Source organism: Streptomyces albidoflavus, from assembly GCF_000719955.1.
In the GTDB taxonomy this organism is placed as follows: domain Bacteria; phylum Actinomycetota; class Actinomycetes; order Streptomycetales; family Streptomycetaceae; genus Streptomyces; species Streptomyces albidoflavus.
On sequence record NZ_JOII01000041.1, the window covers coordinates 1 to 24,377 of the forward strand.

Below are 24,377 nucleotides of genomic sequence, written 5' to 3' on the forward strand. Positions count from 1 at the left end.
AGCTGGGGGGGCTGGGGCAGGGGGCCTTTGACGTGGCACGCGGGTGAGGATCACGGCGGGGTCCTCATCCGAGGCGCCTCCGCCGCCGGGGAGCTGAGGCAAGCCTCCGCCTCCTCCGCCTCCTCCACCGGGCCGAGGACGCCGGCGCCCGGGGAGAGTGCGTACAGGCTGGTGATCAACGCCGCCGTCGCGGCGGCGCCCGCCGCCTCGGTTCAGCATCTTGGAGAAGAGGAGGACGCCCAGCATCCCGGACGTGGTGCCACGGACGCCGAAAATTTGGGCAATGACCGCCCGGAAGTTCATCCCGACGATGGCGGCGGCGATACTCAGGCCACTGCCAGGGAGCCACCCGTACACACCGAACATCTGCGTCGAGGCGGCCTGGACGGAGAGCACCGCGCCGAGGACCAAGGTCGCGATGAGGCTTTCAAGGGTCCGCGCAAGGAGCTGATCAAACCAGGCGAGGCCCCACTCGCGGGGGCGGCCGGGGATAACCCACAGACACGCAAAGATCACGCCCGTCAATAGCAACATGAGTGCGCCGAGGAGGCTCGCCAGTGAGGTAAAGGCGAGCATCAGGACCAGAGCCGCGAACAGAATTACTGAGATCAGGGCTGGCACGGTGACCATGATCCGGCCAATAGGGTTATGCCCCTGACGCCAATTAACGGAGTCACCCCCGACCGCTTCCTCGGTTACGGTCTCTTGCAGCCACTCTTTACGCTTGTCTACGTCGGTGCCTTGGTCAAGCAGATCCTTGCCGTACTTCTTGCAGACTTCAAATGAGCCGAATTCTGCGACGCACCATGGAGTCGCAACATACGCGCGCCACACGGCGTCACTCGACTTTCGGAGGGCGTCGTCCCGGCCGTTACCACTGAATTTCGGCTCATGGTCCAGCTTGAACGGGAAGTCGCCTGTCCCGTCGCCGAGACCTTGCGACGTCGCGTTCATGGTGACGCTCGACCCGATCTGACGGGCGCTGTCGATACCGCCAACCCAGGTCTGAGGGCTACTCAGGAGGGAAACCGAGACCACGCCGGCAATCAGCACCCAGGCGATCTGCGAGAGCCCCCCGCCTCCACCGCCCTTCCGGTGCTGAACGAACGCCACCAGGCCGCCAACGGCAAGTGCGCTCGGGAGGAGCGTCACAGTGAGGCCCTCGGCGGCCCCGCCGATACTCTTGGTGATGGCGTTTTCAAGTTCCGGAATGGTGGTCAGTTGAAAAATCCACCTAACAACAACGATGCACGCCGTACCTAGTACGGCAATCAGGCCCATGCAAATATCCGCAATGGTCTCGGCCATCGGGTCGAGAACATCCCAGGTGCCGAAATCGGAATCTAGCCGCCACAGAGACGGATTGCTATACGTCTCATATAGAGTTCCCTGCCCTTCGGGCACTTTGGAATCAGGCGACGGCATTAGGTCACCGATTCCCGTCGGGTCGATATCCTCGGCGTGCGCCTGTCCCGCAAAAACCATCAAGGTGGTGAAGGCGAACAGTAGCGGTGTCAACAGGGTCCGCAGCCGCGGCAAGTTGTAGTAGACGAGCACCGTTATCCCCCTGACAGAGCGGTGCGGACCGGCGAGCCGTGCCCCATGTCGCCCTCTTGTACGTCCTCGTGCTGGTCGATGAGCCAGGCCCCGCCCTGCTGGACCAGGCGCAGCGCGCGGCGGGTGGTGGTGGCGTCCTTGTCGGGCCACTTCACGGTGTAGGTGACGAGCACGCCGTACCCGGCCGGGTGGTCCGCGACGGCCGAGACCTCGACGACGTCCGAGGCCGAGACGGGGCCGATGTCGGCGCGGTCCGGCCCGGTGGGCGTGCGGGAGGCGACGGGTTCGGGTGTCGAGCCGTCGGCGTACGTCGGCGGGGAGAACGACGGCGAGGGGCTCGTCTCGCTCGGGTCGGGCGTGGGCTCGTCCACGGTGAGCCGGTCGGCGCACTCCTCGACCGTGCCGCCGCGCAGCCGCGAGGAGCTGAGGCCGCAAGCGGTCTTCCTGTCCTCTCGGTTGGCAGCCTCCTGGTACTGCTTGGCCACCTTCACGAGCGCGTCGTCCTTCGGGGCCTGCTGCCCGCCGGCACTCGGATTGCCGCCCTTGGTCCCGCCATCACCGTCCGAGGAGCATCCGGCAAGGGCGAGGATGCCGGCGGCCAGTACGGCGGCCGTCGCCGTGCGCTTCATGCGTCCACCTTTTCCATGCTCACGGGGGCGTCGTCGGCCGACTGGTCGGCCGCCTTGGGCGAGGTGTCGAGGAGGGCGAGGAGCTCGGCACTCGGTACGTCCCACTGGACGGTGGCGCAACTGAACCGACGGTCGCGGATCACGCAATGGCCGTGCCGGATCTCGCCGTCGGGCAGGAGGCCGACGGACTGAATCAGGGCCCGGGTGTGGGCGTCCTTGGGCAGGCTGAGGAGCTCGGCCAAGGCGTTCTGCTGCTCGCGGGTGGTGAGCTGGAACCCGGCCACGGTGGTGAGCTGTTCGAGGACGCCGACCATGGAGACGAGCGACTCGGGGTCTTGCGTGTCCAGGAGGAGCGACGTCGCCAAGGCGCGGCCCACTCGGGCGATGTACTGCAAGAAGCTTGACCCCTCCCGCGTGGCGGTGAGGACGTGGACCTCGGGGACGGCGACAACCTTGCGCAGGCCGCGCAGGTCGCGGCGGCCCGCGGTGGTGACGCCGAACGCCAGCATGGAGTGCATGAGGGCGACACTCAGGCGCTTCATGGGGGTCCAGTCGCGGCGGGCCTCCTCGGGCTGGGGCAGGGAGAGGCCCGGCATCTGCACGACGAAGATCCCCGGTTCAGGACTAATGGGCGATCCGGCGCCGGTCGGGCGGCCCATGAACGGCGCACCCAAGGCGTTCTGTGCGAGCTCGTACAGGGCCTCACCCGCCTTGCGGCCGAGCTCATCGTCCATCTGTCGCAGGTACTCGATCACCTTCCAGGTGGCGGGGTCACCCTGGCTGATCACCTCGTTCACCGCGCGGGTGATGGGAGTCTCGGCCCCGAGCTCGCGCAGCCACTCGGGGATGGCGACGGAGAGTTGCGCCGGCACTTCGCCTCGGGCGACGTCGACACCCTCGGACGCCAGGAGCGTGAACAGGTCGACGGCCCCGGCGAACTTGGGGCCGGTCTCGATGAGGTGAGCGTTCAGACCGTAGCGGCGAGCCGCGGTCACCAGGCCGCCAAGGTCACCCTTGAAGTCCAGCGCGAGGGCGTAGGAGCCGCGAAATCCGGCGTCGAGGAGGCTCAACATCATGGCCGTCGTCTTACCTCGGCCACTCCTGCCGACGAACGCCGTCGTCGTCGCGTCGCCCCTGTCGCTGCCCGCGGTCACATCGTTGCGGAAGACACCGGGCGTGCTGCCGGTCAGGTACCCGACGATGGGGCCGCGATCGTCGCCGACCTTGGCGCCGCCCCACCACCAGGAGCCGGACAGGGCCGTGACGTCGCGGACGTGGCCGAGGTCGGGCACCCGCAGTTGGTCGCCCGGCTGCATTTCGAGCCAGAGCTCGCGCTGTTCCTCCTCGCCGACGGTGACCTCGATCCCGAACCCGCCGTAATGCGTGGTCACCGCGTCGATGCGTGCGCGGAGGTCTTCGAGGGACGTCTCGCTCGTCACGATCACCCGGGGGTGATCGTCGACGAGGGTCACGTCCTCACGCCGCATGTCGCGGGTGAGCTCAGCCATAACGTCTTCGGTCTCCTCGATGTCCCGGCCGGGGTCCTCAGCCGACGCCTTCGAGGCACTGCGGCGCTGTTCCTTGGCCGACCGGCGGGCCTCATCCACCTTCTTGAGGGCGTCGCGCTTGGGCATCACGCGGAACCGTACGGACGCCTCAGGGCTCACGGGCTGGATGAGCGCGGCCGGGTCGAGGTCCGGGTCGAGGTGGGCCTCGTCGATTTCCGGCACGTAGTTGATCTCGGAGAGGACGCGCAGCCACTCGCCGTTTCCGGGACTCTCCATCTGCTCGGGGAAGCCGCTCATCGTCAGCACCGACACCCAGGCCGTCACGTCGCCGTGGGCGTCGACCACCCGCAGGTGATCGGGGTGGGGCAGGATGCGCCCGCGCGTGAGGGCGGCGAGCTTGGCGCCCGCGATGACGCCGGCACGCGGGGCGGGGAGCGGCGTGCCGCGGTGCTGCTCACGGCTGATCATCCATGCGAGCATCTCGACGGATGCGGGCTGCGCCTTCCACGGGGAGGACTCTAGGCGGCGGCCAAGGCGGCGCATCTGCGCGTCGAGGCGGGCGAGTTCACGGGAACCGATGGTCGAGGAGTTGAGGCCGAGGCCGCCCTCGACACCCCGGCGGCCGAGCTTCTGCGCCTGCCCGGCGCGCTCGGTGAGGCGCACGCCGAGGAGGAGGTGACGCGTCGGCAAGGCGATCTGTTCGAGGCGGCCGACACGGATCTGTGCCCACTCCTGCCAGTCCCCTGCGGTGAACATCTCGGCAGCCTCGGCGGCGTAGTCCTCGGCGTGCAGCGGAGACCACAGCACCCGAAGGTGACATTCGTGCCCGGCGAGGGTGCGGGCGAGGGCCGAGTTCGCGGCGTCGAGTTCGCCGTCGCGGGCCGTCTCAGACATGAGGTCGGTGTTCGAGGAGGCGAGGACGTACCACGCTTCCGTGTGGCTGTCGGTGATGACGAGGCCGTCGGACAGGGCGACGTACTGCGGCGGCATCGCCGAGCGGTCACCGCCCACCCCCAGGAACGTCCCAACCTTCTGTAGAACCTTCACGACATGTTCCCCCTGTACTGCTGCGTTGCCTTGCGGCCGTACGCCTTGCCGACGGCGTCAGGGCCGTACAGGCGAGGGCGCGCGGAGAGTCGGACCGGGGCGCCGGCACCGGGCGGGACGGACTCCTCCTCGCCGAGCCAGCGCTCGACGAGCGGGCCGAGCGGCGACTCGGCGAGGAGCTCGGTCTTACCCGCCCACCGGGCGCGGCGGCTGATCCACTCGCTCCGGTTGGCGGCGCGGCGCCCGGCGCTGATGATGGGCCGGTGTCCGATGACGAGGTACCGGACACCGATCGACCACCGGGTGATGTTCCATCGGCGCTCGACTATCCGGGATCGCTGCGTGCCGTAGACGACGGTGATCAGCGGGGGCAGGAAGTAGAGCGTAAACGTGATCTTGGAGGGGAGGCCGAAGAGAAGCACCAGGGGGCCGGTCCACAGGGCGTAGAGCACGAGCCCCAGGACCAGGGCGCGGCGGGGCGCCCCTTCCCCCAAGTCCATGCCGAGCAACTCGTGCTGCTTGGTCTCCAGGTCAAAATGCCTGGTGTACGTGTGCCCTACGCGCATCAGGCAGACCCCGAGACCTTGCCCCATACACCCGTGAGGAAGCCCTGTACAGCGTCGGGGGCCCAGATGATCGCGCCGACGAACACGGCGGCCACCCCGAGGGTGACCATCTCTCCCCACTCCTTCTTAAGGAAGTGCCCGAGGGCCCTCACCGCGAGGAACGCGGCGAAGAGGTTCCCGACCACAATCAAGATCCAGTCTTTGAGCTCCGCCCCGGTGGTGAGTGGCGCGGCGAGCTCGACGAGGCGGTGCACAGGTTCCACGGGTTCCCCCTTGTACGTGAACGGTCAGGTGCATCATGAGGTATGACGGTTGCTCATGATTTGTGAGCTGGGGGCATGGCGGGTCAGGTGGACCCGCCCCGGACGTCGTCGACCTGCCACCGGTGGGCGTCCGACGTCGACACCCGCGTGATGGTCACGCGGTAGACCTGCTCGACTGAGGCCCCCGCGAGGGACCAGGAGACGAGAGCGGTACCGGTACGAGTGTCACCGCCCCCGGAGTCCGCGGACCAGGAGACGAGGCCCTTGTACTCGACCCCAGCCGGGAGCGCCGGCACGCTCGCACCCGGCGCTGTAACGGCGTCGGTGTCGCCCGCAGCGTACGCGGCAAAGAACTTGTCGACTGCCCCCTCGGTCTGCGTGCTCAACTCGGGGTCGGTCTGCGTCGTGGGCGTGTCCGGGGCCTTGGGCCCGTGCTCGGGGATACCCACGAGGCCCGGCCGCCCAGTGACGGCGATCTGCCCGGAGCTCTCGACGACCGGCACGTCGAGGCCGACCCACCGGGCCGGTTGCTCCGCAGGGGCGGGCGCCTTCTTCTTGCCCTTGGCGGGTTCAGCCTCGATCACGGGGCGGAGGAGAACCTCGACCCGTACACGCGCCTGGCCGTTCTTGGCCTCGGTGACCGCGCCCGGCTGGACAGCTAGCACATCTTGGTGGCCGCGCCCGTCCCATCCCATCGTGGCGTCGGCGTCCGGGGGGAGAACCGAAGCGAGGAGCTGCTCGCGCTCCTCGGCCTTGCCCTCGTCCCACCCGAGGTAGGCACGGGCGAATCGCGCGGCGACGGCCTGCGCGGCCTCGTCGGGGTAGGCCGCCTCGGCCTTCGCGGCGGGCGCCTTGGGCGCTGGCGCCTTGGGCGGGATGACCCAGGCTCGCACTCCGGTGATGGCGGCCAGGACGACGACGAACCAGACCAAGCCGCGGCCAAAGCGCCTCGCGAACACGGCTCCTGACCGTTCGTCCTGCGGCGTCCACGGGGTGCCCGAGGGAGGTCTCGACGGCGCGGGACGGGTGCCGCTTTCCGCGCCGCCGGTGGCGGTCTGCTGCCGCAGCTCGGCACCCGCAGACTCCCACGGGTTCACTGGCCGGGGTGGCGCAGCCTCGGCCTGTTGGGGCGCACCCGTCGTCGACTTCTCGCCGGCCTCGCCTTTGCCGCTCGGCTCCGGCAGGCCCATAACCTTTCGGGCAATTCCACCGAGTGATCCCACTTTCAACCTCCCCCGTGCTTGGCCCACTTGGGCACTTCTAAGCACATGATGAGCGACCTTATGCCGTTCCCGATCACAGCGTCAAAGAACTTGGTAACGCTCCGTGCACGCTCCCCTGAGTCGACGTCGGGGCGGCTACAGTCCCGGCAACACATCAACGACACTGGGGGCGATCGGTGCGCATCCGCAGCAAGGTGCTTAGGAAACTTCGCCAGGATTGCGGGATGACTCAGGATCAGTTGGCTTCGGCCTTGGGGTGCTCACGGTCTGCGGTATCGGTTTGGGAAACAACCGGACGACTCCCCCGGCCTGACCGGCTGCACCTCCTTGCCAATACACTCGGCGTATCAGTAGCCGATCTAATCGAGACCACCGAATCAATTTCACTGGTATCTCTACGCCTTACTGCTGGAATGCTCGCAAAAGATGTTGCCCACGCACTTAAAGTCTCGCAGTCGACGTATTGTCATGTCGAGCGCGGCCGACAGAGAGTCCCCTCGCGCTGGTTCCCGATTCTTTCCCAAGCCTTTGAAGTACCGGAGGAATTGCTCGCACCTTTAAGAGAGGAAACACCCACCACGGACGCGAACAGGGGCGCCAAGCAAATATTTGCACCCCCGTACACGTCTCCTTTTTCACTCTTAAGCGCAGCTCCTTCGAATGGCGTCGATTGCAGTCCAGGCCCTGCCGTCCAGAATCACGCCGCGGGGGCCGGAGTCACTCCACAAGGAGATCACGCTCCATACTCCTAGCATGCTCATCGCTGCATCAGCGATTATCGCTCGCACCCACTCTCAAATATCCGATAGGCGGGATGGGTGAACGTCTTTCGCCATCCGCCGCGAAGAGGGCGGGGGGGGCAGCCTGCCCATCGCCGCATTGGCGCAGATTCACCCGTATACCAGCTCGACCGAGAGGAAATCAGCCCCCCTCTATCAGGCCGGTGCTCTCATTAGCGAGATCGTCACGGGCGATCTCCTCCACAAGCACTAGGAGCCTCCGCAGCTCCCTTGTTCGCCTCGACGTTTTTTCGCGGCGGCGGCGCGGGATTGTTCTTTTCCTGCCACGCCTGCCATTCCGCAAGCCACGCCTTGAGCTCCTCCTCGCTGTAAAAGGAGGTCTGCCCGTCGGTGATTCCTGCCGGCGCCTTGATGCCGCGCTTTTCGCCGCGCTTGAAATAGGTCCGAATGGTGCTCGGCTTGTGTGGGATGATGCCGCGCTCAAATGCCTGGGCGAGGCTGTACGTCTCGACGACGTCCTCGGCCTGGTCCTCGGTCTCGGCCGGGACGAGCTCGGCGCCGGCACCTGTCGCGCCGCCTGTCGTGCCCCCTGTCGTGAGGGCTGCTGTCGCCTCCTGTGAGCTGGGAGAACCCCCAGTGATCCCCCTCGCTCCCGTGGTGCCGACAGGGGGGAACGCCGCAGGCCCGTACTTGCCGCCGGGGAGAAACGCGGCCGTCGCCGCGGTCGCGTTGACCTCGTCGAGGACGTCGGGGGTAATCCACGGGGCCATGGCGCCGGCATCGAACCATGCAGGGGCCTGCCCGCACGCCGAAAGGAACTTCCCAACCTCCGGAGTGATGTAGCTCGGCTGAATCTCCCGTACATACAGGTAATCGGCGCCGGGGTCCTTCTTCTGGTCCGAGTAGGCCCCGCGCCCCTTGACTTCGGTGTCGTATCCGAGAACAGGGGTGCTTTGCCCGAATGCCACACCCCACGAGACGCGGTCCTGCTGTCCGACAGCAATTTTCGTGCCGATCTGGGCACGCTCCATCGTGCCGCCGAAGAAGGCGTTGGCGAATTGCTGCGTCCCGACCACGACGCGGTGATTCGAGGATCTTCCTTGCAGGAGGATGATGGAGAGCCAGTCAAGGAAGGGCGGGGTCCCCTTTCCCTTCAGGCCGTACCGCCACCACGTATATGCGAGCTTGATCAAGGTCGGCAGCTCGTCGACCACAAGCGTGCGGGGTACGAGCTGGGCGCGTAGCGCCGGATCGGCACCCTTCTCCATTGCAGCTTCGGCGGCCATCATCGACGTAAGAAACTCGGCGAATGCCGAGATACATTCGCGCACCGTCTTGTGAATGCGGACGCCTGAATACCCTTCCGCCTCGGCAAGGGAATTGCGCTTTGTATCGAGAATATCGATCATCTCGCCATTCATGCGCCCATGCACGACCGGGATGTAAAGCACGGTCGATTTACCGGAGCCGGTAGCACCGGCCACACCCCAATGCGGCGTAGCGGACTGCGTCTGAATGATCGCGTCGACAATCGAATCTCCCTCGATTGTGAGGCCGACAAAAACGCGGCGCGGGTCTCCGGTCGACTTCCAAGGGACATATTCGGGGAGAACGGGTTTCGGTGCAGGCTTAGGTGCGGGGGTCCACTGGACGTAATGCTCCTTGCCAGTGCGCTCCCAGCGGGGAACCCATTCACCGGGAACCCTCTCCTCGATAATTCGCTCGATTGCCCCGGTGGCCTCGGGGCCGCCGATCCACCTCGCCGGAATGCGCAGCACGATTCGAGCGCCATCCGCGCGCATGTCGTCCGGCACGGAAAGCCACCGAGAGCGCGGTTCCGCGTCCTCCATTCGGAGGACCTGACGCACAGCCACCCACACGCCGGGACCGTAGATTTGTCCATCTGTCCACGTGGGGCGGACGCGCCACCAGCCCAGTCCGGCCGGGCTGGTGAGTGCTGCAACCAAGACCGTCAAAGCGATTACGTAAAGGGCGAGTTCAGTCTCGGCGGGGAATCGCCACCAGCCCCAGCCGAGCGGGATCGGGGCAAGGCGAGCCGTCGAGCGGGCGGCGTACGGCCACCGGGACCACGCACGCAGGACACGCCAGATGCCCGCGAAGGTGCCTCCGAGGAGGTGCACCGGGGCGGTGACCGCGCGGGCGGCGCGGCGGGCCTTGGACTTGTCGTACGTAACGGCGGCCGGGGCGCCGGGGCCGGCGCCGAGCTGCTCGACCGGGGTCTCGGCAGCCTTGTCGTCAGGCAGGGGCGCGCCAGCCCGCCACCACGTCGCCTCGCTGCGGGCCTCGCCCGTGAGCTCGCGGCCGGTGATGTACCGGCCGATGCCAGCGGCAGCGGCGCCGAAGACCTTTTCAACGCTGCGATTGAACTTCTCGCGGTCCGCCGGGGTTCCTTGGTTGGCGAGTACCGCGACGACGACCAGCACAGCGAAGAGACCGCCTCCGCCAAGGCCGAGCGCGCCGCCTGGTAGTCCGTCGACGAGGTCCCTCGGGTCCGGTAGGGCTTTCACGCCTCCCCCTCTCTGTCCGCACGCCCGGCAGGCGTGCCCTGGTGATCCTCGCGTACTGCCGCACCGGAGCACCGTCGAGGTTTAGGTCGAGGCCGTCCTCCAGGAGGAGCACTACCTCGGCCGCCGCCGACCCGCCGTCGCTCCTCGGTCGGGCCGGGGACACGAGTCCGCCCCCGGCCCGGCCGAGGAGCGACGGCGGGTCGGGGGCGGAACGGAGAGCGGCAGCCGTGGGGGCGGCGCGCGCCGCCCTCACCCGGGCTCGCTCTGGGGCGGGGGGAGCGGGCCAGGGGTCGGGAGGCCGATGACGGCATAGACGAGGGGGCCGGCGGGCAGGGGGAGGTGCCCGGCCCGGCGGGAGAGGGCCTGGACGACGGGCTCCTCGGAGGGGGCGAGCCGGCCGTGGATGCGGCCTCGGAGCGCCGTAACGCTGATGGCGGCGTGCTCGCGGTCGAGGGAAGCGGTCACGATGTAGCGGTGGGTGGCCACTGTCGCCATGGTGTGGGCGGTGAGGTGGTATGCGAGGCTGCTGCCCCACTCGGGAAGGTAGGGGTCGGTGGACCAGGTGCCCAGGGCGATGCCGGCGCTCCAGGCCGACAGCGTGTGCTGCTCCTCGTCGTAGGCGTCGACCGCCCACGTCCGGTGCCGTGGGACGGCGATGTAGCGGGCGAGGATGCGCCGGGTGATCTCCCGGAGGTAGCTGGGCGGGGCGGGGTGCGTCATGAGGCAGCCTCAGAACTGGCAAGAAGGGCGGCGCGGAGCGCGGCCGGGTCGGCGAGGGTGGGGTGTGCGGTGGGCGGGGTGTGCCAGCGGGCACAAACGGGCTGGTGGGCGTGCGCGGGGTTGGCGACGCCAAGCCAGAAGCCAAGGCCAAGGCAAGTGGTGCCGGGGACGTCCCAGGTGGCGGCGGTACCGGGCGGCATCAGGATGTAGGCGCGCTCAACAGGGGTGTCGACGAGGACGGGCGCGGTGCGCCAGGGGGCCTCGTCACCGGTGACGTCCAGGAGGCGCGCGGCGGGGAGCGACACGGCGTCCCACCGGTGCCCGGCGGGGATCAGGGCGATACGCCGGGGCGTGCTCCACTCCTGCCAGACCTGGGCGGCGGAGGGGTGGGCGGCGGCGAGCCACCATGCGCCGGCGCTGGTGCCCGGGGTCACTGGTGGCCCCAGGCGGGGCACGCCCCGCAGACCCGGACCGGCCACCCGAGCAGACCGCCCTCGCGGCAGAGGGTGTACGCGTATCCGCCCGGGCGGAGGCCGGTGGTGCTTCCGCAGCGGGCGCACGCCAGCCCGTGCAGGGCGGCGTCATATGTCGGGCGCAGGTTGGCCGAGTTCAGGACTCGGCCTCGGATGTCCCGGGTGGTGAGGCATGCAGGCATCGGCTCGATCCCGTCGCAGGCAGAGGGTGGGGACCGCGATCACGCGGAGCGCTGGCACGTCACGGCCCGTGTCTACCGCATAGGCTGCCATTGAATTTCAATCAGAGGTACCCGAATGAATGAACTTCACTGAAAAGGGGACGCGGGGATGAGCGCGCTGACCGGGCACGTACGCTTCGCTCAACCGAAGTACGAGGAGGGGCACGCCGTGGCGCAACAGGTCGGGCCAGCGGGCCGCATGCAGATCGGCCGGGCACTCTTCACCCTGCGGAACCGGGCCGGGCTCACACAGACTCAGGTTGCCGCGGCGGCCGGGGTGAGCGTCGGCACCGTCAATCGCTACGAAGGGTGGCAGGACCGCTCGAAACTGCGCGTGCCGACGGTGCGGGCCATCGCGGACGCCTGCGGCGCCACGGCCGAGGAGCGCGACAGCCTCACGCGTCTGGTCTCCAGCCAGGAGGACGGCTGGTGGCTCGATCACCCGGCGTTGCCGGACATCTTGAGCCCCCTGGTGAGTTTTGAAGCGTACGCAGCGTACGAGCACGTGTGGGCAAACCGGCTGGTTCCAGGCTTGCTCCAGACTCCCGCGTACGCGCTCGCGCTACACCGGGCAGCTCAGCCACGGACGGATGAGGAGACCATCCGGGCCACGGTCGATGCCCGGATGCGGCGACAGAAGATCCTGACGGAGCGCTCGCCGCGCTTGCATCTGTGGGTGGTGCTGGCGGAGTCGGTTCTTACCGATGTGGTGGGGGACGGCGGCGTGATGAGGGACCAGCTCGACCACCTGGCCACGATGGCGGAGACGCCGGCGGTCGACCTTCAAATTCTGCCGCGCGGCAGAGGACATGTGGCCGGTAGCGGAGGGCATTTCGTTCTCTTGGGGCGGGATGATGAAGCGACTCCCTCAGCCTCCATGACGGTTGTCTACGTGGAGCTCCACCGCAGGGGCTTGTACCTGGACGCTCCCGGCGACGTGAGCGAGTACAAGATGATGATGGATTATTTGCGCTCGGCTGCGGCCGACACCGAGACCAGTAGAGACCTGCTGGCGCGTGCACGACAGGAGTACAGCTGATGACCACCCGCCCCACCCTCGCCCAGCTCGCGAACGCCCAGTGGCGGACGAGCACCTACTCGGCGGCCAACAACGAGTGCGTCGAGGTCGCGCTCGGGGCCGCGTGGGTCGGAGTGCGCGACACCAAGACCCCTGACGGCCCCGCGCTCCTGCTCTCCGGCCGGACGTGGACGACGGCCCTTCACGCAGTGAGCACGGGCACGATCTGAACCAAGCTGCCGGCCACGTAGCCGCCGAGCACGGAAGCGCCGCCCCCACATGTGGGGGCGGCGCTTCCGTGCTCGGCGTCGCTCGGCGTCAGTCCTCTTCCCCCGGGCCCGGGGGCTGGTACCAGGGGCGGTCGCGATCAGGATGGAGCGGGGGCTGGTCCGCCATGTGCGGGACGTCGTCCACTGGGCTGACGGCGCATGGCTTGCCGAAGTAGTAGCCCTCGGCCCACCGGACCGCCTCCCGGCGCGACCACTCGCGGCGCAGGAGGACGCTCTCCTCCGGTAGCCAGACGATCCAGTCGCCCGCGCCGGTGCGGCGCCGGTACCACAGGAGCGCGAGGACCAGGGCGACGACGGCCTCGACCGAGGCGCAGACCACCAACGCCGGGCGGGTTGTCGGCATGGCCCAGGCGAAGAGCAAGGCCAGCGCCGCGCCGACCATCCAGGCGGGCCAATAGGCGTACGGGCGCCGAGGCATCGCCCGCCGGAGGTATGCCAGGGAGCCAGCCAGCAATCCGGCGGCGACCCACACAGGGCCGGTGCTGCCGGTGCCGGCAGCGAGCACGACGCACACCACGGCCCCGGTGAAGAACCCGCCCGTCGCCCGGCGGTACTGGTCAAGGTTGTGCGTCATCCGGTTCCCCATTCACTCATCGCCGGTAAGACTGCCACGCCCCGGTGACAGGCAGGCACGGGCGGGCGAGGGCCTCCTCGTCCCCGCGTCTCCCACTGCCCACGCGGAATCGCCCGACCCCGCGGTGAAGGGTCGGGCGATTCCGCGTGGGCGCCTACGTTCAGGCGACGCCGTCCGGGAGCGGACCGCCCCGCTCGCCGCTCTGGTCGACCATGAGCATGTCGGCCGTGCCCGGAGCCTCGGGTGCGGCGGTGACCCGGTCGAGGATCTCGGCGTGATCGAAGGCCAGCGGCGGCAGGTTGGAGGCGGGCCACCAACGAGCCGTGCGGGCATCGTCCCCTGCGGCGAACGGAGTGCCGGCGGGGACCAGGGCGAGATAGGCCGTGGTGACGTACCGGCCACGGGGGTCACGGCCGGGCCGGTCGAAGACTCCGATCTCCCGCAGTTCAGCGGCCGGGACCTGGATGCCGGTTTCCTCGGCCAGCTCCCGGGCCGCCGCCGCGCGGCTCGTCTCGCCCTGATCCACATGGCCGCCGGGCAGCGCCCACGCCCCCTCATACGGCGGCCATCCTCGCTCGATGAGCAACACCTCGCCGGACGGTGTCATTGCGGCCACATCAGCGGTGTAGCGGATGTTCTCGGGCTCGGGTTCCTCGCTTCCCTCGGGCTGGGCGGCCTGTCGCGCGGGGGTCTGCTGCGGGGTCCACGGGAGCGGGTAGCCGTCCTCGACGGCACGAGGCACTAGGTGAAGATGCAGGTGGTACACGGTCTGCGTCGCGGGCTCACCCTTGCTCGTAATGATGTTGGCGCTCGGCTCCTCAGCCATCAGTTCCGAGGCGCACTCCATGACGCGACCCGAAACGCTCTTGTCGACGCCAGCGTCCTCGACGTGGTAGCGGGGGATGACGAGGGCATGCCCCGTGTTCACCCCGCCGCGTGGGCGGATAGCGAGGACGTCCCCCCAGTCCCGTAGAACGGTGGCCGGTGCGATCCCGGCCGCGATGGAACAGAACACGCACCCGGCGGCCTCGACCTTGCGCAGCTCCTCGGCGAGCTCGGCCTCGGCCTCGGCGATGCCCTCGACGGCCTCCTCGATCCCGGCCTCGGCGAGACGCCCGAGCACCTCGATCCGGCGGCGGGCGTGGGCGATCAGTTCGGCCGTGGAGACCGGCAGCGGGACCGGCCTGCGGCCACTGAGGTACTCGGTCGCCTCCTGTCGGATCGCGTCTGCCTTGTGCGGGTCGACGCCCTCTTGCCACCCGATCTCATTGCGTCGGGCGACGACGTCCTCGAACGTCATGCGCGCCGCAACGGCGACGCGCAGCCGGTCGGACTCGCGCTGCACGTCGGCGAGTTGGCGGTACAGGGTACCGGGGCCGGTGTCGGCGTTCATGGTGAAACCCTCCTTGGGATGCGAACAGCCGGGGCGGAGTCCCGCCCCGGCTGGGGTGTCGTACGGTCAGAACTTCTTGACGGTGCCGTTGCCGGCCGTGGCGCGAACGTCGAGGTCGGACCGGCCGCGCACGCCGTAGAGCTTGACGGTGCCATTGCCCGCCTTGATGTCGATGCGGCCGGTCGCCGCGGCGCCGACTACGAAGCCGACCGAGCCGTTCCCGGCGCGGACGCGGGCGGCGTTGCCGATGTGGTTCTCGACCTTGACCGAGCCGTTGCTCGCGTCGGCGTCGATCCACTCGGTGACGGTGCCGACCTTGATCGACCCGTTGCCCGCCTCGGCCTCGATGCGGCCGACAGTCTCTGCCTTGATGCTGCCGTTGCTGGACTCGGCCCGGATGGCAGCGACGGTGCCGTACGTGTGAAGGCTGCCGTTCTCACCGCTGTACTGGACACCAGACCCGGCGGGCAGGGTGACATGAACCTCGACACCGCGCGTGAAGCCCTGTGCGCCACCCCCGATGACCTGCCCGTTGACCACGGTCACGTTGCCGCTGTACCGCACGCCGTTGAAGTAGGTCGTGCCGCCGCCGAACGACTGGAAGGTGTTGCCCCCGAAGTTCGCGCCGTTCTGCTTGACCTTGGGGACGACGATGACCAGGCGTTCGGCGTTCTGCTGGATGCGCGCGCCGCGGGCGGCATCGGCGGCCGGGGAGTCGGGGCCGTCCTCGGTGAAGACGCGGACGCGGGCGACGGTCGCGGCGGGGTCGACGGTGACGGTAACCGTGCCGTGAGGGAGGGTGACGTCGGCGAGGACGGGGCCGGCGCCCGCTGCGGTGAACGTCTTCTCGGGGGTCATGTCGCGGGTGGTGATCTGGTTGTTCATGCGGGGCGATCCCTTCCTTCGGTGTGGTGCGGCGGGTCAACCATGGCACGACTTGCATCCCAAGTGCAAGTACAACTGTGAGTTGACTTGAAAGTGCGGTTTGGTGTTCGAGGGGCGGGCGGCGCCGCCGCCCGGCGGTCGAGCGGGTCGAGTCAGTCGCGGACGGCGAGGTACGCGGCGAATCCCTCGGCGAGGTGGTGTGCCGCCTGGTCCAGCCGGTAGGCGCCCCCGAGGGGGCCGCCGAGCTCGTAGAACGCGCCTTTCCCGGTGGCCTCGGCTGCCTTGCGGACCGGCCAACGGCGGTCGATCAGGTAGTGCGTGCTCGCGGACAGGGCAAGCGCGGCGGCCATACTGCGGGGGCGCAGGCCGAGGCCGAGGACGCGGTCCCCGACGAGAAGCGCCGCGGCCTGCGTGGCGGCGTACGAGGCCACGTGTCCCGCGAGGGCCTTGTGCCCCTCGACGCCGGGCTTGGCCTTGCGCTGCGCCTGGTGGTCGCTCTGCACCCAGTGGTCGGCGACGTCGGCGGCGATGCGCAGGAGAGCGTACACAGCAGGGAAGGCGGCGCGGTTGGCGGTCATGCCGGTTGTTTCCTTTCGACGTTGAGCGGGTCGGGGGCCCAGGTGGAGCCCCCGACGTTTCAGCGAGTCAGCTGTCCGCGGGGTCGGTGCGGTCAGTCGCGGCGACAGGGGCCGGGGTGCCCTCCTCCTCGGCGGGGAAGTCACGCAGCCTGTCGGCGCGACGCTTGAGCGCGTTCGTGGCAGCCGGGCGGAAGCGGAGCCAGGAGCGGCCGACGTTCCCGTGCTCGTCCTCGGTGTAGACGACGAGGACGGCACCCTTGGCGTCGGATTCGAGGTTGAAGAGGGTCACGGTGCCGGTGATCTCGACGTTCGGGTTCGGCTTCATGTGCGCTGGTCCTTCGGTTTGTTGGGGGCTGGCGGTCCGGGCCGGGGCCCCGAGTGGGCCCCGGCGGCGGCGCAGTCAGGAGGACTTGACGAGGTCCGAGGTCCACAGGGGGCGGGAGGCGAGGCCGCCGTCGCGGTGGGCGGCGGCGCGGACGGCCGGGATCTTGCGGGCCTCGGCGAGGGCCTCCTCGCGGGTCTGGCCGGGGACGTGGGCGAGGGTGGCGCCGGTCTTGTCGGTGATGAGCCACTGACCCTCGATCAGCTCGCCCATGTCGGGGAGCTCGGGGAGCGGCCCGAGGTCGTCGGCGAGGATGGAGCCGGTCGGCCCGCCGACGAGCTCGACGTCGGCGGCGGCCTTGCCGCCCGCACGGCGGTAGACCGACTGCACGATGCCGACGGAGGTCTTTCCCGTGGCGGGGTGGGTCCAGATGACGCACTGGCCGGGCCGCATGTGCTCGCCGTACTCGGTGGCGATCTCGTCCTCGGTCGCGCGGAGCGCGGCGGCGAGTCGGTCCTCGTAGGCGGCCTGCCGGTCGGCGCGCTCTTGGTCGACGGCCGCCTCGGTAGCGACGACGGCGGCGGGGGGCCGGGGGCCGATCTGCTCGGCGCAGTCGTCGCAGTGCGGGGCGTCGGTCCAGGGGCGGACGCCGTGGCCGGCGGGGAGCCAGGGGCGGACGCCGTGGCGTGCGAGGAGGTCGAGGAGTTCGGCGGCGCCGCGGCTGCGGGCGGCGCGGGTGGCGTGGTGGGCGTCGGATTCCTCGGCGAGGTCCGCCAGGAGCGCGGCGACGTCGGCGAGGTGGCCGAGGAGCCAGCGGGGGGTGGCGGTGCGTCCGCTGGTGACGTGCTGCCAGACCTGCCGGTACGGGGCGCTGTCGGCGTCGGCGTGAATTTCGCCGAGCTCGGCCTCGTAGGCGTCGCAGAAGCGCTTGGGCAGCGGGAGGAGGACCTCCTCGTCGATGGCCGGGGCCTCCTTGGTGGTGGCCGGGGCGTCGACACCGAGGGCCTCGTATCCGGCGGCGGTGAGCCGCAGGACGGGAACCTCCAAGCCGCCGTCGGCGGGAACCGTCTCAATGAGGTTGAGCGCGGCGAGGCGGGCCTCGGTGCGGTGGTGCAGGACGCGGAATCCGATCCAGCAACCGGAGGACCCGTTGACGCGGGCGGCGACGCGGCGGGGGGTCTCGTGGATGACCTGGAGGGCGGCGAGCTGGGGGGCGGTGAGCTTCAAGAGGGGTTCTCCTTCGGTGCGGTGTGTCGTGCTGTGGGTCGACAATGACACACTCACACATCACCTGCAAGTTGCACTCACAGTTGAATTCATTTTCGAATCACGAAGGGTACGCGGTGCCCCTCTCCGGGGTCCGTGACGGCCCCCCTCGGAGGGGGCATCGCGGACCCCGAAGAGGGGCGCGATCTGATCAGTCCTCAGCGGCGCCGGCGCCCTGCATCTTGCGCTCGTGCCGTCGCTCTCCGTAGGCGCCCGCCTCGCGGATGCCGTCACGGGCGACGCCGATCCCCTCGCGTCCGAGGCTCGATGCCGACTCGACGGCCGAGGCGCCGGCGGTGGCGATCTGTCCAGCGGCGCCCGCCACGGCAGCGAGGGCGCCGAACGCGGCCGTCATCGCGCCGCCCGTGGCCCGACCGGCAGGCTTGGGCGGCCCGGCCTTGGCGGCCTTCCCGTTCTTTGCGTCCGCGGCTGCGGCGGCGCGGGCGGCGGTCGAGTTGGCCGCGGCTGCGCCGACGGCGGCGAGGATGCCCTCAACCTTGGTCCCGTCACCGAGGGTGAGGCGGAAGCGGCCGGGCTTGCCCTGGGCGAGGATGCCGAGGTTCGCGGCGGTGAGCTGCTCGACGGGGAAGAAGCACTGCGCGCGGCGCCCGCCGCCCTCGCCGCGGTGCTTCTGCCCGCACGTCGCGGTGACGGTCTTCCCGTTCGCCATGAGGGTGAGCTCGCGCGGGGTGTCGCGTTCGCTGCGGCCGGGGCACCGGACGGTGCCGTCTCCGATCTTGAGGGGTCCACGGACCTTGATCGCGGTCATGGGTGGGGCTCCTTACTTCTTGGTGATGGCGGTTGCGGTGGCGGTGGCCTTGGCGAACAGGCCCCGGGCGGTGCTGGTGGCGGTGGCGGTGGCGGTGGCGCTTCCCCCGCCGGCGCATCGCTTGACCACGACGACGAACAGGCCGAGAACGACCGCCAGGACGAGCGCGAACTTGGCCAGGAGGACGAGAGAGGCAACGAGGGCGGCGAGGCCCTCGGCGAACAGGCCGAGGGCGTATGCGCCGAGGACCGAGGACCCGGAGAGGGACAGGGCCAGGAGCGCCGTCGTCTTGGCCCAGGCGGGGACGGGCGCGGCCGGGGCGGTCTCGGGGGCGGCGGCGGGGCCGGTGGACTCCATCTTGGAGACCAGGAGCCAGACCCGGGCGCCGTTGGGGGTAAGGGCCTCGACGGCGCCCGGGATGGGCACCGGGGACAGGTACGGGAGGGTCGTCGCCGGTACGGCCGCCTCGACGGGCTCGGGGCGGTAGAGGACCGGCTCGGCGGGAGCGGTGCGGGCGGTGACGTCCATCGGGGCTCGACTCCTTGCGCGCGGGGTTTCTGGGTGTCGGGGCGGTGTCCCGGGGAGTGGCTTTGCCCCTATTTGTGCAGGTCTGGGCGGTGTCTATGGGGGTGTCGGGCCCCTGGGCGGGGTGTCCGCTGGGGACACCCCGACCGGGGGGCCGACACGTCCGGGACACGTCCCCACCTGCGGTTTTGCGGCGGGGACACCTTCCCGGACACGTCGGTTCGTCCCGTTATGCACCGAGTACGAGCGTCAGGTCCGTGCGGCGGAATCCGCGGCCCTCGGCGCCCGCGAGGGTGCGCACCTTGACGCGGTCGAGGCTGCGGCCCGATCCGTCGAGGGCCTCCTCGATCTCGCGGCCGAGGCGAGCGCCGACGCGGCTCGACCACTGCTTGTCGCTCTCGCCGTCGCGCTGGCCCCAGTCGGCCGCCGGGTCCTGCTGGTGCAGGAGCCGGGCAATATCGATGCTGCCGAGCTCCTCGACCCCGGCCTCGTCGAACGCGGCCCGCATCTGGGCGAGGATGCCGGACACCGTCAGGAGGCCCGACGCGGCGTAGCCGGTGAGGGTGCCGGCCTCGATGCGCAGGGCCCGACCACGAGCGCAGATGACCTCGAACTCTCGCGGGGTGATCAGGTCGACTTGGAGCTTCTCAGAACCGGCCTCCTCGGCAAGGATGCCGACGCCGATCCGGCCCAGTCCGGCCGCAGTGTGCCCGCGCTTGGCCTGTCCGTCGCCGAGGATCATGTCGGACGACGTGTCGTCCACGGTGTGCACGCTGTACCGCTTGAGGATGACGTCGCGGAAGTCCGTCGGGACCGACTTCGCACTCGGACGCTGCGCCGCGGCCACGATGATGAGGCCGCAGGCCCGGCCGCGCCGGATCAGGCGGGCGAGCTTCTCGACGAGGGCGGCGAACTCCTTCACGCCGTCCTTACGGGCGAGGACCACGCCGAACGCTTCCTGAATCTCGTCGATCAGGAACATCAACACTGGCATCCCGTGCGCCTCGGCCATGGCGGGCGTCAGGCGCATGTCGGGGCGCTCGGCCTTGGGCATGCGCCGGATCTTGGCAAAGCGGGTGTCCATTTCCTCGATCAGCTCGTCGACGAGCTCAATGAACTCGTCGACGCTCCCGGGGTCGGCGCCGATGATCACGCGGTGCGCGATGTTTTCGAGCTCCTCCCAGTCCGCGCCGCCCTTGAAGTCGGCGAGGAGCATCCGGCACTGAGGGTCGAGGGCGCCCGCGGCGGCCGGTACTCGCATTGCCGAGGTCTTGCCGTAGCCCTGCGCGCCGCCGAACAGCATGGAGGACCAAAGGAGTTGGAGCGTCTTCCGCAGGCCCTTTCGGTTCGAGCCGTAGGGGACGCCGTCCCAGATGGACCAGCGGTCGGCGTCGACCAGGGGCGACGCCGGGGCGTCTCCGGCGAACGGCACGGTTGCCGCCACCCAGAGGATGACGTCGTTCGGGGTCTCCCCTTGCGTCAGGTCGATGCGTTCAAGCGACAGGCCCAGAGCTCCGGCGAACGCCTCGGCCTTGTTCTTGATCGCCTTGCAGACCAGACCGGCCGGGGTCTTGAACGCGACGGTGGTGTTCCCGAGGTCGTCCCGGGTGGTGAGGCCCACGGGCTTGATCGTCTGCTCGGACGACAGGAGCTTGATGTCCCGCAGGGCGTTGGTGATCCGCTCGTCAGTCACCGGGCCGTCATGGTCGGCGGCGGCGGTGCTGTCGAGGAGCGCGAACGCCCCATCGGGCGCCCGGCGGGCGAGCTCGCGGTGTCCCAGGACGTACAGGAGGCCAAAGAACGGGATCAGGGCCGGAGCGGTGAGGACCAGGCCCCAGGTCTCCCCAAGCGCAACGACGGCGGCGGCGTAGGAGGTGCAGCCGGTCAGGGCGTAGACGGTGACCGGCTCGCGGCGCCTCTGCTTGGCCTCCTTGCGCCGGTCGGCCCGCAGGTCGGCGATGTGCTCGGCACCGGCCTTGGCACGGCGGACCTTGTCGGCGAGCTCGCCGTACTCGGTGGCGAACAGGTACGACCAGGCGTCCCGGGCGCCGACGCGGGCGCCGATGGCGCTCGTCTTGATGAACCGCCACAGGTAGACGGGGCTGCGGGTGGCGTGGAAGGCGGCCGAGTTGAGCCACACCGCGCGGCGCTGCCGCCACACGCCCGGGTCGAGGAACGTCTCGGGGATGATCGGGCGCAGGCCGAGGGATGCGCGCTCGTCCTCGTCGAGCTCCTCCTCGTCGAGCTGCTCGAAGGTGCCGGCCTCGGCCGGGGCCTCCTCGACCTTGTCCAGCCGCACCGTGCCGGTGAAGACGTCGGCGACGCCGTTCTCGGTCTGCTGTGCGGCGGCCCGGGAGAGCTCGCCGAGGCGGAGGAGGGTCTCGGGGTCCTGAAAGGCGGCGAGGTCGACGAGCTGCGCCTCGCGCTCGGCGTGCTCGGTCTTGGTGGTGCTCATGCGGTGGTTCCTTCCTCAAGTGCGGGGGACCGTCGGCCCGGCCGCCGAGCGGGGGAGGGGCGGCCGGGCCGGGGGTGGATCAGTGGGCCGCGTGCTCGCGGGCGATCACTTCTTGCCCGCCTTCTCCTTCTTGGCGGCGGCCTCGGCCTTCTTGGTGGCCGCGCGGACCGCCGCCGCCTTGGCGGCGGAGCGGATCAGGGCCGGGCCGAACAGGACGAGAGCGAAGATCACGGCGCCGATGGCGGCGGACCACGTCCACCCGTTCTCGGGCGAGAGGGTGATCGTCGGGTAGATGCCGGCGGGGGCCGCGAGAATCAGGCGCCGGGGCGGGGTGAACGAGGCGCTCATCAGTTCTTCCTCTCGGCCTTGACCGCGTCACGGAGCTGCATCGCGTACCGGGTGTTGCCGCCCCCGATAGCCATGCGCACGTTGCTCACGGAGAGGTCCGCAGCGCCCCCGGGGAGAACATCCGCGAGGGAGCGGACGCGGTCGAGGTGGGTCTCGTCGAGAGGCTTGTTCGGGACCTTCGGAGCGGTCCGTCCGGCGAGGCGGCCGGTTACCCGCTTCCCTTTGCGCCCAAGGGTTTTCGCGGTTCGGCCCTCCTTGCTCGGCCCCCCATTCGGGCCCTTCCCGGAGCGGCGCGCGGCTGGGCCGTCGTCGCCGCCGTCACCGCCGAACACGTCGTCGAGGAGTTGCTCGACGATGAGCGTCTCGACGCCCACGCCGTGCGCTGCGGCGAGCGCCTTGCCCGCCTGGCCGCGGCGGGCGACGACACCGGCGGTGACGGCAATGTCGGCGCCGTGCGTGTCTCGCCACGCGTCCCGCCACGCGGTCTCGGTGTCGACGGTGCCGTACGGGTGCGCGGTCAGGATGTCGGTGTACCGGGCGTAGACGTCACGGAACCGGCGGCGGCGCTTGCGGTCGTGCCGGCGGCGACGCCGGGCCTCTTTGCGCTGGGCCTTGGTGCGGGTGGCCTTGGTGCCGTGTCGGCCCCACCCGCGGACCTCCCAGAAGAACACGCCCGCGTAGCTCGCGGCGGCGAGGACCCAGGCGAGCCACCCGCCGCCGGGCGCGTGCGAGTAGTTGATGACGGCGGCGAAGCTTGCGCATGCCCACATGACGACCCGGAACCGCCCGACGGGGCGGCCCTCGCGCTTGGCGCGCTCACCGCTCACGGTGGCGACCCAGGCCCCGGCCTCCAGCATCACGGCCAGGCACAGGCTGATGATCCCGGGGAGGTCCTCCCCGTTGAGGGCGCGGAGCTGGAAGAACAGGGCCGGGACGATGCCGCACGCCATGACGACCAGGGCGCCGACGGTGTCACCCTCCTTGCCGAGCTTGGCGGCCAGCTCGGCGCGGGCCTTCTTCCGCTCGGCCTTGCGGCGGGTCTTGTCCCGCTTGCGCTCGGCGCGGACGCGACGCTCCTCCTCGGTGCGGGCCTCGCGCTCCTTGCGGCGCTCCTCGGCGAGGGCGGCGCGCTCCTGGCGGGCGGCCTCAGCCTCGGCGAGGCGGTCGAGGCGGTCCTCGGCGCGGTCCGTCGCCCGGTCCCGGCGGCGCTCCTCGTAGAACGTCTGACTCATTCGGCGATCTCCTTACGGGCGGCCCGGCGGCGAGCCGTGAAGCACAGGGGGCAGTGAGGGAAGGGGTGCAGGCGGCCGAACCGGTCGGCGCGGATGCTCTCGGCAGCGAGGAGCGTCCCGACGACGGCGGCGGTGATGGCCTGTCCGGCGTGTCCGGCGATCAGCGAGACGACGAACCAGTCAGCGAGGAGGAACAGGACCAGGGCCCCGGTGGCGATGTGGTGGACGGCGGCGGCGAGTCCGGCGGCCGAGACGACGAGGACACGGCGGGCGACGGCAGTCATCGGGCGACCTCCTGCCTCTGGTGGCGGTCGAGGGCCTCGCGGTCACTGCGGCGGCGGTTCTCGACGGCCCAGAGCTCGGCGCACCGGGCGGCCTGGTGGACGTCGGTCCGGCGGGTGAAGCCGTGGGCGGCGAGGGTCTCCTCGGAGACGGCGCCGACCAGGGCACACGCGGCGGCGGTCATCGGGCCGTGCGGGGGGTCGGAACCGCGGGCACGGCCGGGGGTGCCGACGGAGCGGTGCGGGGGCGGGGAAACGTCGCGGCCACTCGAACGGCAAGACGGACGAGGATGGCGGCCCCGGCAAGGAGCGCAGCGGCCTTGGCCCCGGTCACCAGGGCGGTGAGGAGGGTCACGACGAGCGGCGCGGCCAGCTGGGCGAGGCCCGCGAGGACCAGGACCAGGACCAGGAGGGCAGCGGGGTGCAGCCGGTCGGCGGAGCCGAGGAGGGCGCGGGCCGCGCGGGCGGCGGAGTGGCGGGTGATCGTCACGCGGCCCACCGCCCGAGGCCCTCGTCGATCCCGTCGAGGTCGTACCCGGCGGCGTCGGCGCGCTCCAGCTCGTCGGCGAGGACGAGGAGGCGGCCGTACGAGCGGGGGATGTCGATGAACCCGGTGTCGATCATGTCGACGAGGGCGGTGACGCGGGCGTACTCGTCGCCGAAGGCGTCGAGGAGGGCGGCGGCGTGGGCGGCGTCGCTCAGGTCGTCGGCGATCTTGTACTCGTGGCCGGTGATGAGGTCGACGTCGAGGCCGATCACGGCGGAGAGGTCGAGGCGGGCCGCCTGGTCGAGGTGGCGGGCGGCGGTGGCGATTCGCGGAATCCTGCCGATTTCAGGCATGGTGGTGCTCATGCGGTCAACTCCCTTACTGAGTTCCCGCCAGCGGTCCCGTTGCGTCTAGCCACGCGCGGGGCCGCGCCCTTTCGGGCTTGCGGTGTACGTATCAGGTCGAACGCCATTCCTAGG

Annotated in this window: 27 protein-coding genes; 3 read left to right on the forward strand and 24 right to left on the reverse strand. The window is 70.1% G+C overall.

Features of this window, described 5'->3' with window-relative positions:
- The 6 genes from IF45_RS31640 to IF45_RS0127835 all read right to left on the reverse strand — a co-directional run.
- Positions 1 to 1,557 (reverse strand): hypothetical protein (locus IF45_RS31640; RefSeq protein WP_037638656.1); only part of this gene is annotated, 1,557 nt, incomplete at its 3' end.
- A gap of 2 nt (positions 1,558 to 1,559) precedes the next feature.
- Entirely contained in the window at positions 1,560 to 2,186 is a 627-nt protein-coding gene (locus tag IF45_RS31645; RefSeq protein ID WP_037638659.1) for a hypothetical protein, read from the reverse strand.
- On the reverse strand, positions 2,183 to 4,741 hold the full coding sequence (locus IF45_RS0127820) for an ATP-binding protein (RefSeq protein WP_030310208.1): 2,559 nt from the start codon (positions 4,739 to 4,741) through the stop codon (positions 2,183 to 2,185). The genes IF45_RS31645 and IF45_RS0127820 overlap by 4 nt, the downstream gene beginning before the upstream one ends.
- Positions 4,738 to 5,307 carry a hypothetical protein gene (locus IF45_RS0127825; RefSeq protein WP_030310210.1) on the reverse strand — a complete coding sequence of 190 codons (570 nt, stop codon included), beginning with the start codon at positions 5,305 to 5,307 and terminating at the stop codon, positions 4,738 to 4,740. The genes IF45_RS0127820 and IF45_RS0127825 overlap by 4 nt, the downstream gene beginning before the upstream one ends.
- Entirely contained in the window at positions 5,307 to 5,570 is a 264-nt protein-coding gene (locus IF45_RS0127830; protein WP_107048055.1) for a hypothetical protein, read from the reverse strand. The genes IF45_RS0127825 and IF45_RS0127830 overlap by 1 nt, the downstream gene beginning before the upstream one ends.
- Before the next feature lie 83 nt (positions 5,571 to 5,653).
- The gene (locus IF45_RS0127835; protein WP_078842944.1) at positions 5,654 to 6,760 is read right to left on the reverse strand and encodes a conjugal transfer protein; all 1,107 of its coding nucleotides are present in this window, start codon (positions 6,758 to 6,760) and stop codon (positions 5,654 to 5,656) included.
- A 209-nt stretch (positions 6,761 to 6,969) separates the two neighbouring features.
- On the opposite strand from IF45_RS0127835, the gene IF45_RS34485 reads away from it, so the two are divergent.
- On the forward strand, positions 6,970 to 7,545 hold the full coding sequence (locus IF45_RS34485) for a helix-turn-helix domain-containing protein (protein ID WP_370443973.1): 576 nt from the start codon (positions 6,970 to 6,972) through the stop codon (positions 7,543 to 7,545).
- 212 nt (positions 7,546 to 7,757) lie between these two features.
- Here IF45_RS34485 and IF45_RS33585 read toward each other — a convergent pair whose 3' ends face one another.
- From IF45_RS33585 to IF45_RS31960, 3 genes are all read right to left on the reverse strand, one after another.
- Entirely contained in the window at positions 7,758 to 9,977 is a 2,220-nt protein-coding gene (locus IF45_RS33585; RefSeq protein WP_030310213.1) for a type IV secretory system conjugative DNA transfer family protein, read from the reverse strand.
- Positions 9,978 to 10,310: 333 nt separating this feature from the next.
- On the reverse strand, positions 10,311 to 10,781 hold the full coding sequence (locus IF45_RS0127845; RefSeq protein WP_030310215.1) for a hypothetical protein: 471 nt from the start codon (positions 10,779 to 10,781) through the stop codon (positions 10,311 to 10,313).
- Positions 10,778 to 11,215 carry a hypothetical protein gene (locus tag IF45_RS31960; RefSeq protein ID WP_051720747.1) on the reverse strand — a complete coding sequence of 146 codons (438 nt, stop codon included), beginning with the start codon at positions 11,213 to 11,215 and terminating at the stop codon, positions 10,778 to 10,780. Before IF45_RS31960 ends, IF45_RS0127845 begins: the two co-directional genes overlap by 4 nt.
- A 369-nt stretch (positions 11,216 to 11,584) precedes the next feature.
- Between IF45_RS31960 and IF45_RS0127855 the strand changes: the two genes are divergently transcribed.
- On the forward strand, positions 11,585 to 12,514 hold the full coding sequence (locus tag IF45_RS0127855; protein ID WP_256671128.1) for a helix-turn-helix domain-containing protein: 930 nt from the start codon (positions 11,585 to 11,587) through the stop codon (positions 12,512 to 12,514).
- The gene (locus IF45_RS31655; protein ID WP_037638663.1) at positions 12,514 to 12,723 is read left to right on the forward strand and encodes a DUF397 domain-containing protein; all 210 of its coding nucleotides are present in this window, start codon (positions 12,514 to 12,516) and stop codon (positions 12,721 to 12,723) included. Before IF45_RS0127855 ends, IF45_RS31655 begins: the two co-directional genes overlap by 1 nt.
- A gap of 88 nt (positions 12,724 to 12,811) precedes the next feature.
- Here IF45_RS31655 and IF45_RS0127865 read toward each other — a convergent pair whose 3' ends face one another.
- The 15 genes from IF45_RS0127865 to IF45_RS0127940 form a co-directional block, all read right to left on the reverse strand.
- Complete coding sequence (locus IF45_RS0127865; protein ID WP_129854257.1) at positions 12,812 to 13,357, reverse strand: hypothetical protein; 546 nt, start codon at positions 13,355 to 13,357, stop codon at positions 12,812 to 12,814.
- 160 nt (positions 13,358 to 13,517) lie between these two features.
- Positions 13,518 to 14,750 (reverse strand): NUDIX domain-containing protein, encoded by a 1,233-nt coding sequence (locus IF45_RS34490; RefSeq protein WP_340642933.1) that lies wholly within the window; start codon positions 14,748 to 14,750, stop codon positions 13,518 to 13,520.
- 66 nt (positions 14,751 to 14,816) lie between these two features.
- A complete protein-coding gene (locus IF45_RS0127880) occupies positions 14,817 to 15,635 on the reverse strand; it encodes a DUF4097 family beta strand repeat-containing protein (protein ID WP_030310222.1) in 819 nt (272 codons plus the stop codon).
- A 152-nt stretch (positions 15,636 to 15,787) separates the two neighbouring features.
- A complete protein-coding gene (locus IF45_RS0127885; protein ID WP_037638665.1) occupies positions 15,788 to 16,213 on the reverse strand; it encodes a hypothetical protein in 426 nt (141 codons plus the stop codon).
- A 67-nt stretch (positions 16,214 to 16,280) separates the two neighbouring features.
- Complete coding sequence (locus IF45_RS0127890) at positions 16,281 to 16,538, reverse strand: hypothetical protein (protein WP_030310224.1); 258 nt, start codon at positions 16,536 to 16,538, stop codon at positions 16,281 to 16,283.
- 75 nt (positions 16,539 to 16,613) lie between these two features.
- Positions 16,614 to 17,762, reverse strand: a complete 1,149-nt coding sequence (locus IF45_RS0127895) for a hypothetical protein (protein WP_030310225.1) — start codon at positions 17,760 to 17,762, stop codon at positions 16,614 to 16,616.
- Positions 17,763 to 17,952: 190 nt separating this feature from the next.
- Complete coding sequence (locus IF45_RS0127900; RefSeq protein WP_051720748.1) at positions 17,953 to 18,570, reverse strand: hypothetical protein; 618 nt, start codon at positions 18,568 to 18,570, stop codon at positions 17,953 to 17,955.
- Positions 18,571 to 18,582: 12 nt separating this feature from the next.
- Positions 18,583 to 19,098, reverse strand: a complete 516-nt coding sequence (locus tag IF45_RS31965) for a hypothetical protein (RefSeq protein WP_051720749.1) — start codon at positions 19,096 to 19,098, stop codon at positions 18,583 to 18,585.
- A gap of 226 nt (positions 19,099 to 19,324) precedes the next feature.
- Positions 19,325 to 21,550: a P-loop NTPase family protein gene (locus IF45_RS0127910; RefSeq protein WP_030310229.1), complete on the reverse strand. Its 2,226-nt coding sequence runs from the start codon at positions 21,548 to 21,550 to the stop codon at positions 19,325 to 19,327.
- 105 nt (positions 21,551 to 21,655) lie between these two features.
- A complete protein-coding gene (locus IF45_RS0127915; RefSeq protein ID WP_030310231.1) occupies positions 21,656 to 21,898 on the reverse strand; it encodes a hypothetical protein in 243 nt (80 codons plus the stop codon).
- Positions 21,898 to 23,130, reverse strand: a complete 1,233-nt coding sequence (locus IF45_RS0127920; RefSeq protein WP_030310233.1) for a DUF2637 domain-containing protein — start codon at positions 23,128 to 23,130, stop codon at positions 21,898 to 21,900. The genes IF45_RS0127915 and IF45_RS0127920 overlap by 1 nt, the downstream gene beginning before the upstream one ends.
- The gene (locus IF45_RS0127925; RefSeq protein ID WP_030310235.1) at positions 23,127 to 23,414 is read right to left on the reverse strand and encodes a hypothetical protein; all 288 of its coding nucleotides are present in this window, start codon (positions 23,412 to 23,414) and stop codon (positions 23,127 to 23,129) included. Before IF45_RS0127925 ends, IF45_RS0127920 begins: the two co-directional genes overlap by 4 nt.
- Complete coding sequence (locus IF45_RS0127930) at positions 23,411 to 23,596, reverse strand: hypothetical protein (protein WP_030310237.1); 186 nt, start codon at positions 23,594 to 23,596, stop codon at positions 23,411 to 23,413. The genes IF45_RS0127925 and IF45_RS0127930 overlap by 4 nt, the downstream gene beginning before the upstream one ends.
- Entirely contained in the window at positions 23,593 to 23,901 is a 309-nt protein-coding gene (locus IF45_RS0127935; protein ID WP_129854256.1) for a hypothetical protein, read from the reverse strand. The genes IF45_RS0127930 and IF45_RS0127935 overlap by 4 nt, the downstream gene beginning before the upstream one ends.
- On the reverse strand, positions 23,898 to 24,263 hold the full coding sequence (locus tag IF45_RS0127940) for a hypothetical protein (protein ID WP_030310240.1): 366 nt from the start codon (positions 24,261 to 24,263) through the stop codon (positions 23,898 to 23,900). Before IF45_RS0127940 ends, IF45_RS0127935 begins: the two co-directional genes overlap by 4 nt.
- Positions 24,264 to 24,377: the final 114 nt, after the last annotated feature.

Coding starts and splice junctions, on each gene's coding strand:
- IF45_RS31645 (WP_037638659.1), bottom strand. CDS start 2,186: ATGAAGCGCACGGCGACGGCCGCCGTACTGGCCGCCGGCATCCTCGCC.
- IF45_RS0127825 (WP_030310210.1), bottom strand. CDS start 5,307: ATGCGCGTAGGGCACACGTACACCAGGCATTTTGACCTGGAGACCAAG.
- IF45_RS0127835 (WP_078842944.1), bottom strand. CDS start 6,760: ATGGGCCTGCCGGAGCCGAGCGGCAAAGGCGAGGCCGGCGAGAAGTCG.
- IF45_RS0127845 (WP_030310215.1), bottom strand. CDS start 10,781: ATGACGCACCCCGCCCCGCCCAGCTACCTCCGGGAGATCACCCGGCGC.
- IF45_RS0127855 (WP_256671128.1), top strand. CDS start 11,585: ATGAGCGCGCTGACCGGGCACGTACGCTTCGCTCAACCGAAGTACGAG.
- IF45_RS31655 (WP_037638663.1), top strand. CDS start 12,514: ATGACCACCCGCCCCACCCTCGCCCAGCTCGCGAACGCCCAGTGGCGG.
- IF45_RS0127865 (WP_129854257.1), bottom strand. CDS start 13,357: ATGACGCACAACCTTGACCAGTACCGCCGGGCGACGGGCGGGTTCTTC.
- IF45_RS34490 (WP_340642933.1), bottom strand. CDS start 14,750: ATGAACGCCGACACCGGCCCCGGTACCCTGTACCGCCAACTCGCCGAC.
- IF45_RS0127880 (WP_030310222.1), bottom strand. CDS start 15,635: ATGAACAACCAGATCACCACCCGCGACATGACCCCCGAGAAGACGTTC.
- IF45_RS0127885 (WP_037638665.1), bottom strand. CDS start 16,213: ATGACCGCCAACCGCGCCGCCTTCCCTGCTGTGTACGCTCTCCTGCGC.
- IF45_RS0127890 (WP_030310224.1), bottom strand. CDS start 16,538: ATGAAGCCGAACCCGAACGTCGAGATCACCGGCACCGTGACCCTCTTC.
- IF45_RS0127900 (WP_051720748.1), bottom strand. CDS start 18,570: ATGACCGCGATCAAGGTCCGTGGACCCCTCAAGATCGGAGACGGCACC.
- IF45_RS31965 (WP_051720749.1), bottom strand. CDS start 19,098: ATGGACGTCACCGCCCGCACCGCTCCCGCCGAGCCGGTCCTCTACCGC.
- IF45_RS0127910 (WP_030310229.1), bottom strand. CDS start 21,550: ATGAGCACCACCAAGACCGAGCACGCCGAGCGCGAGGCGCAGCTCGTC.
- IF45_RS0127915 (WP_030310231.1), bottom strand. CDS start 21,898: ATGAGCGCCTCGTTCACCCCGCCCCGGCGCCTGATTCTCGCGGCCCCC.
- IF45_RS0127920 (WP_030310233.1), bottom strand. CDS start 23,130: ATGAGTCAGACGTTCTACGAGGAGCGCCGCCGGGACCGGGCGACGGAC.
- IF45_RS0127925 (WP_030310235.1), bottom strand. CDS start 23,414: ATGACTGCCGTCGCCCGCCGTGTCCTCGTCGTCTCGGCCGCCGGACTC.
- IF45_RS0127930 (WP_030310237.1), bottom strand. CDS start 23,596: ATGACCGCCGCCGCGTGTGCCCTGGTCGGCGCCGTCTCCGAGGAGACC.
- IF45_RS0127940 (WP_030310240.1), bottom strand. CDS start 24,263: ATGAGCACCACCATGCCTGAAATCGGCAGGATTCCGCGAATCGCCACC.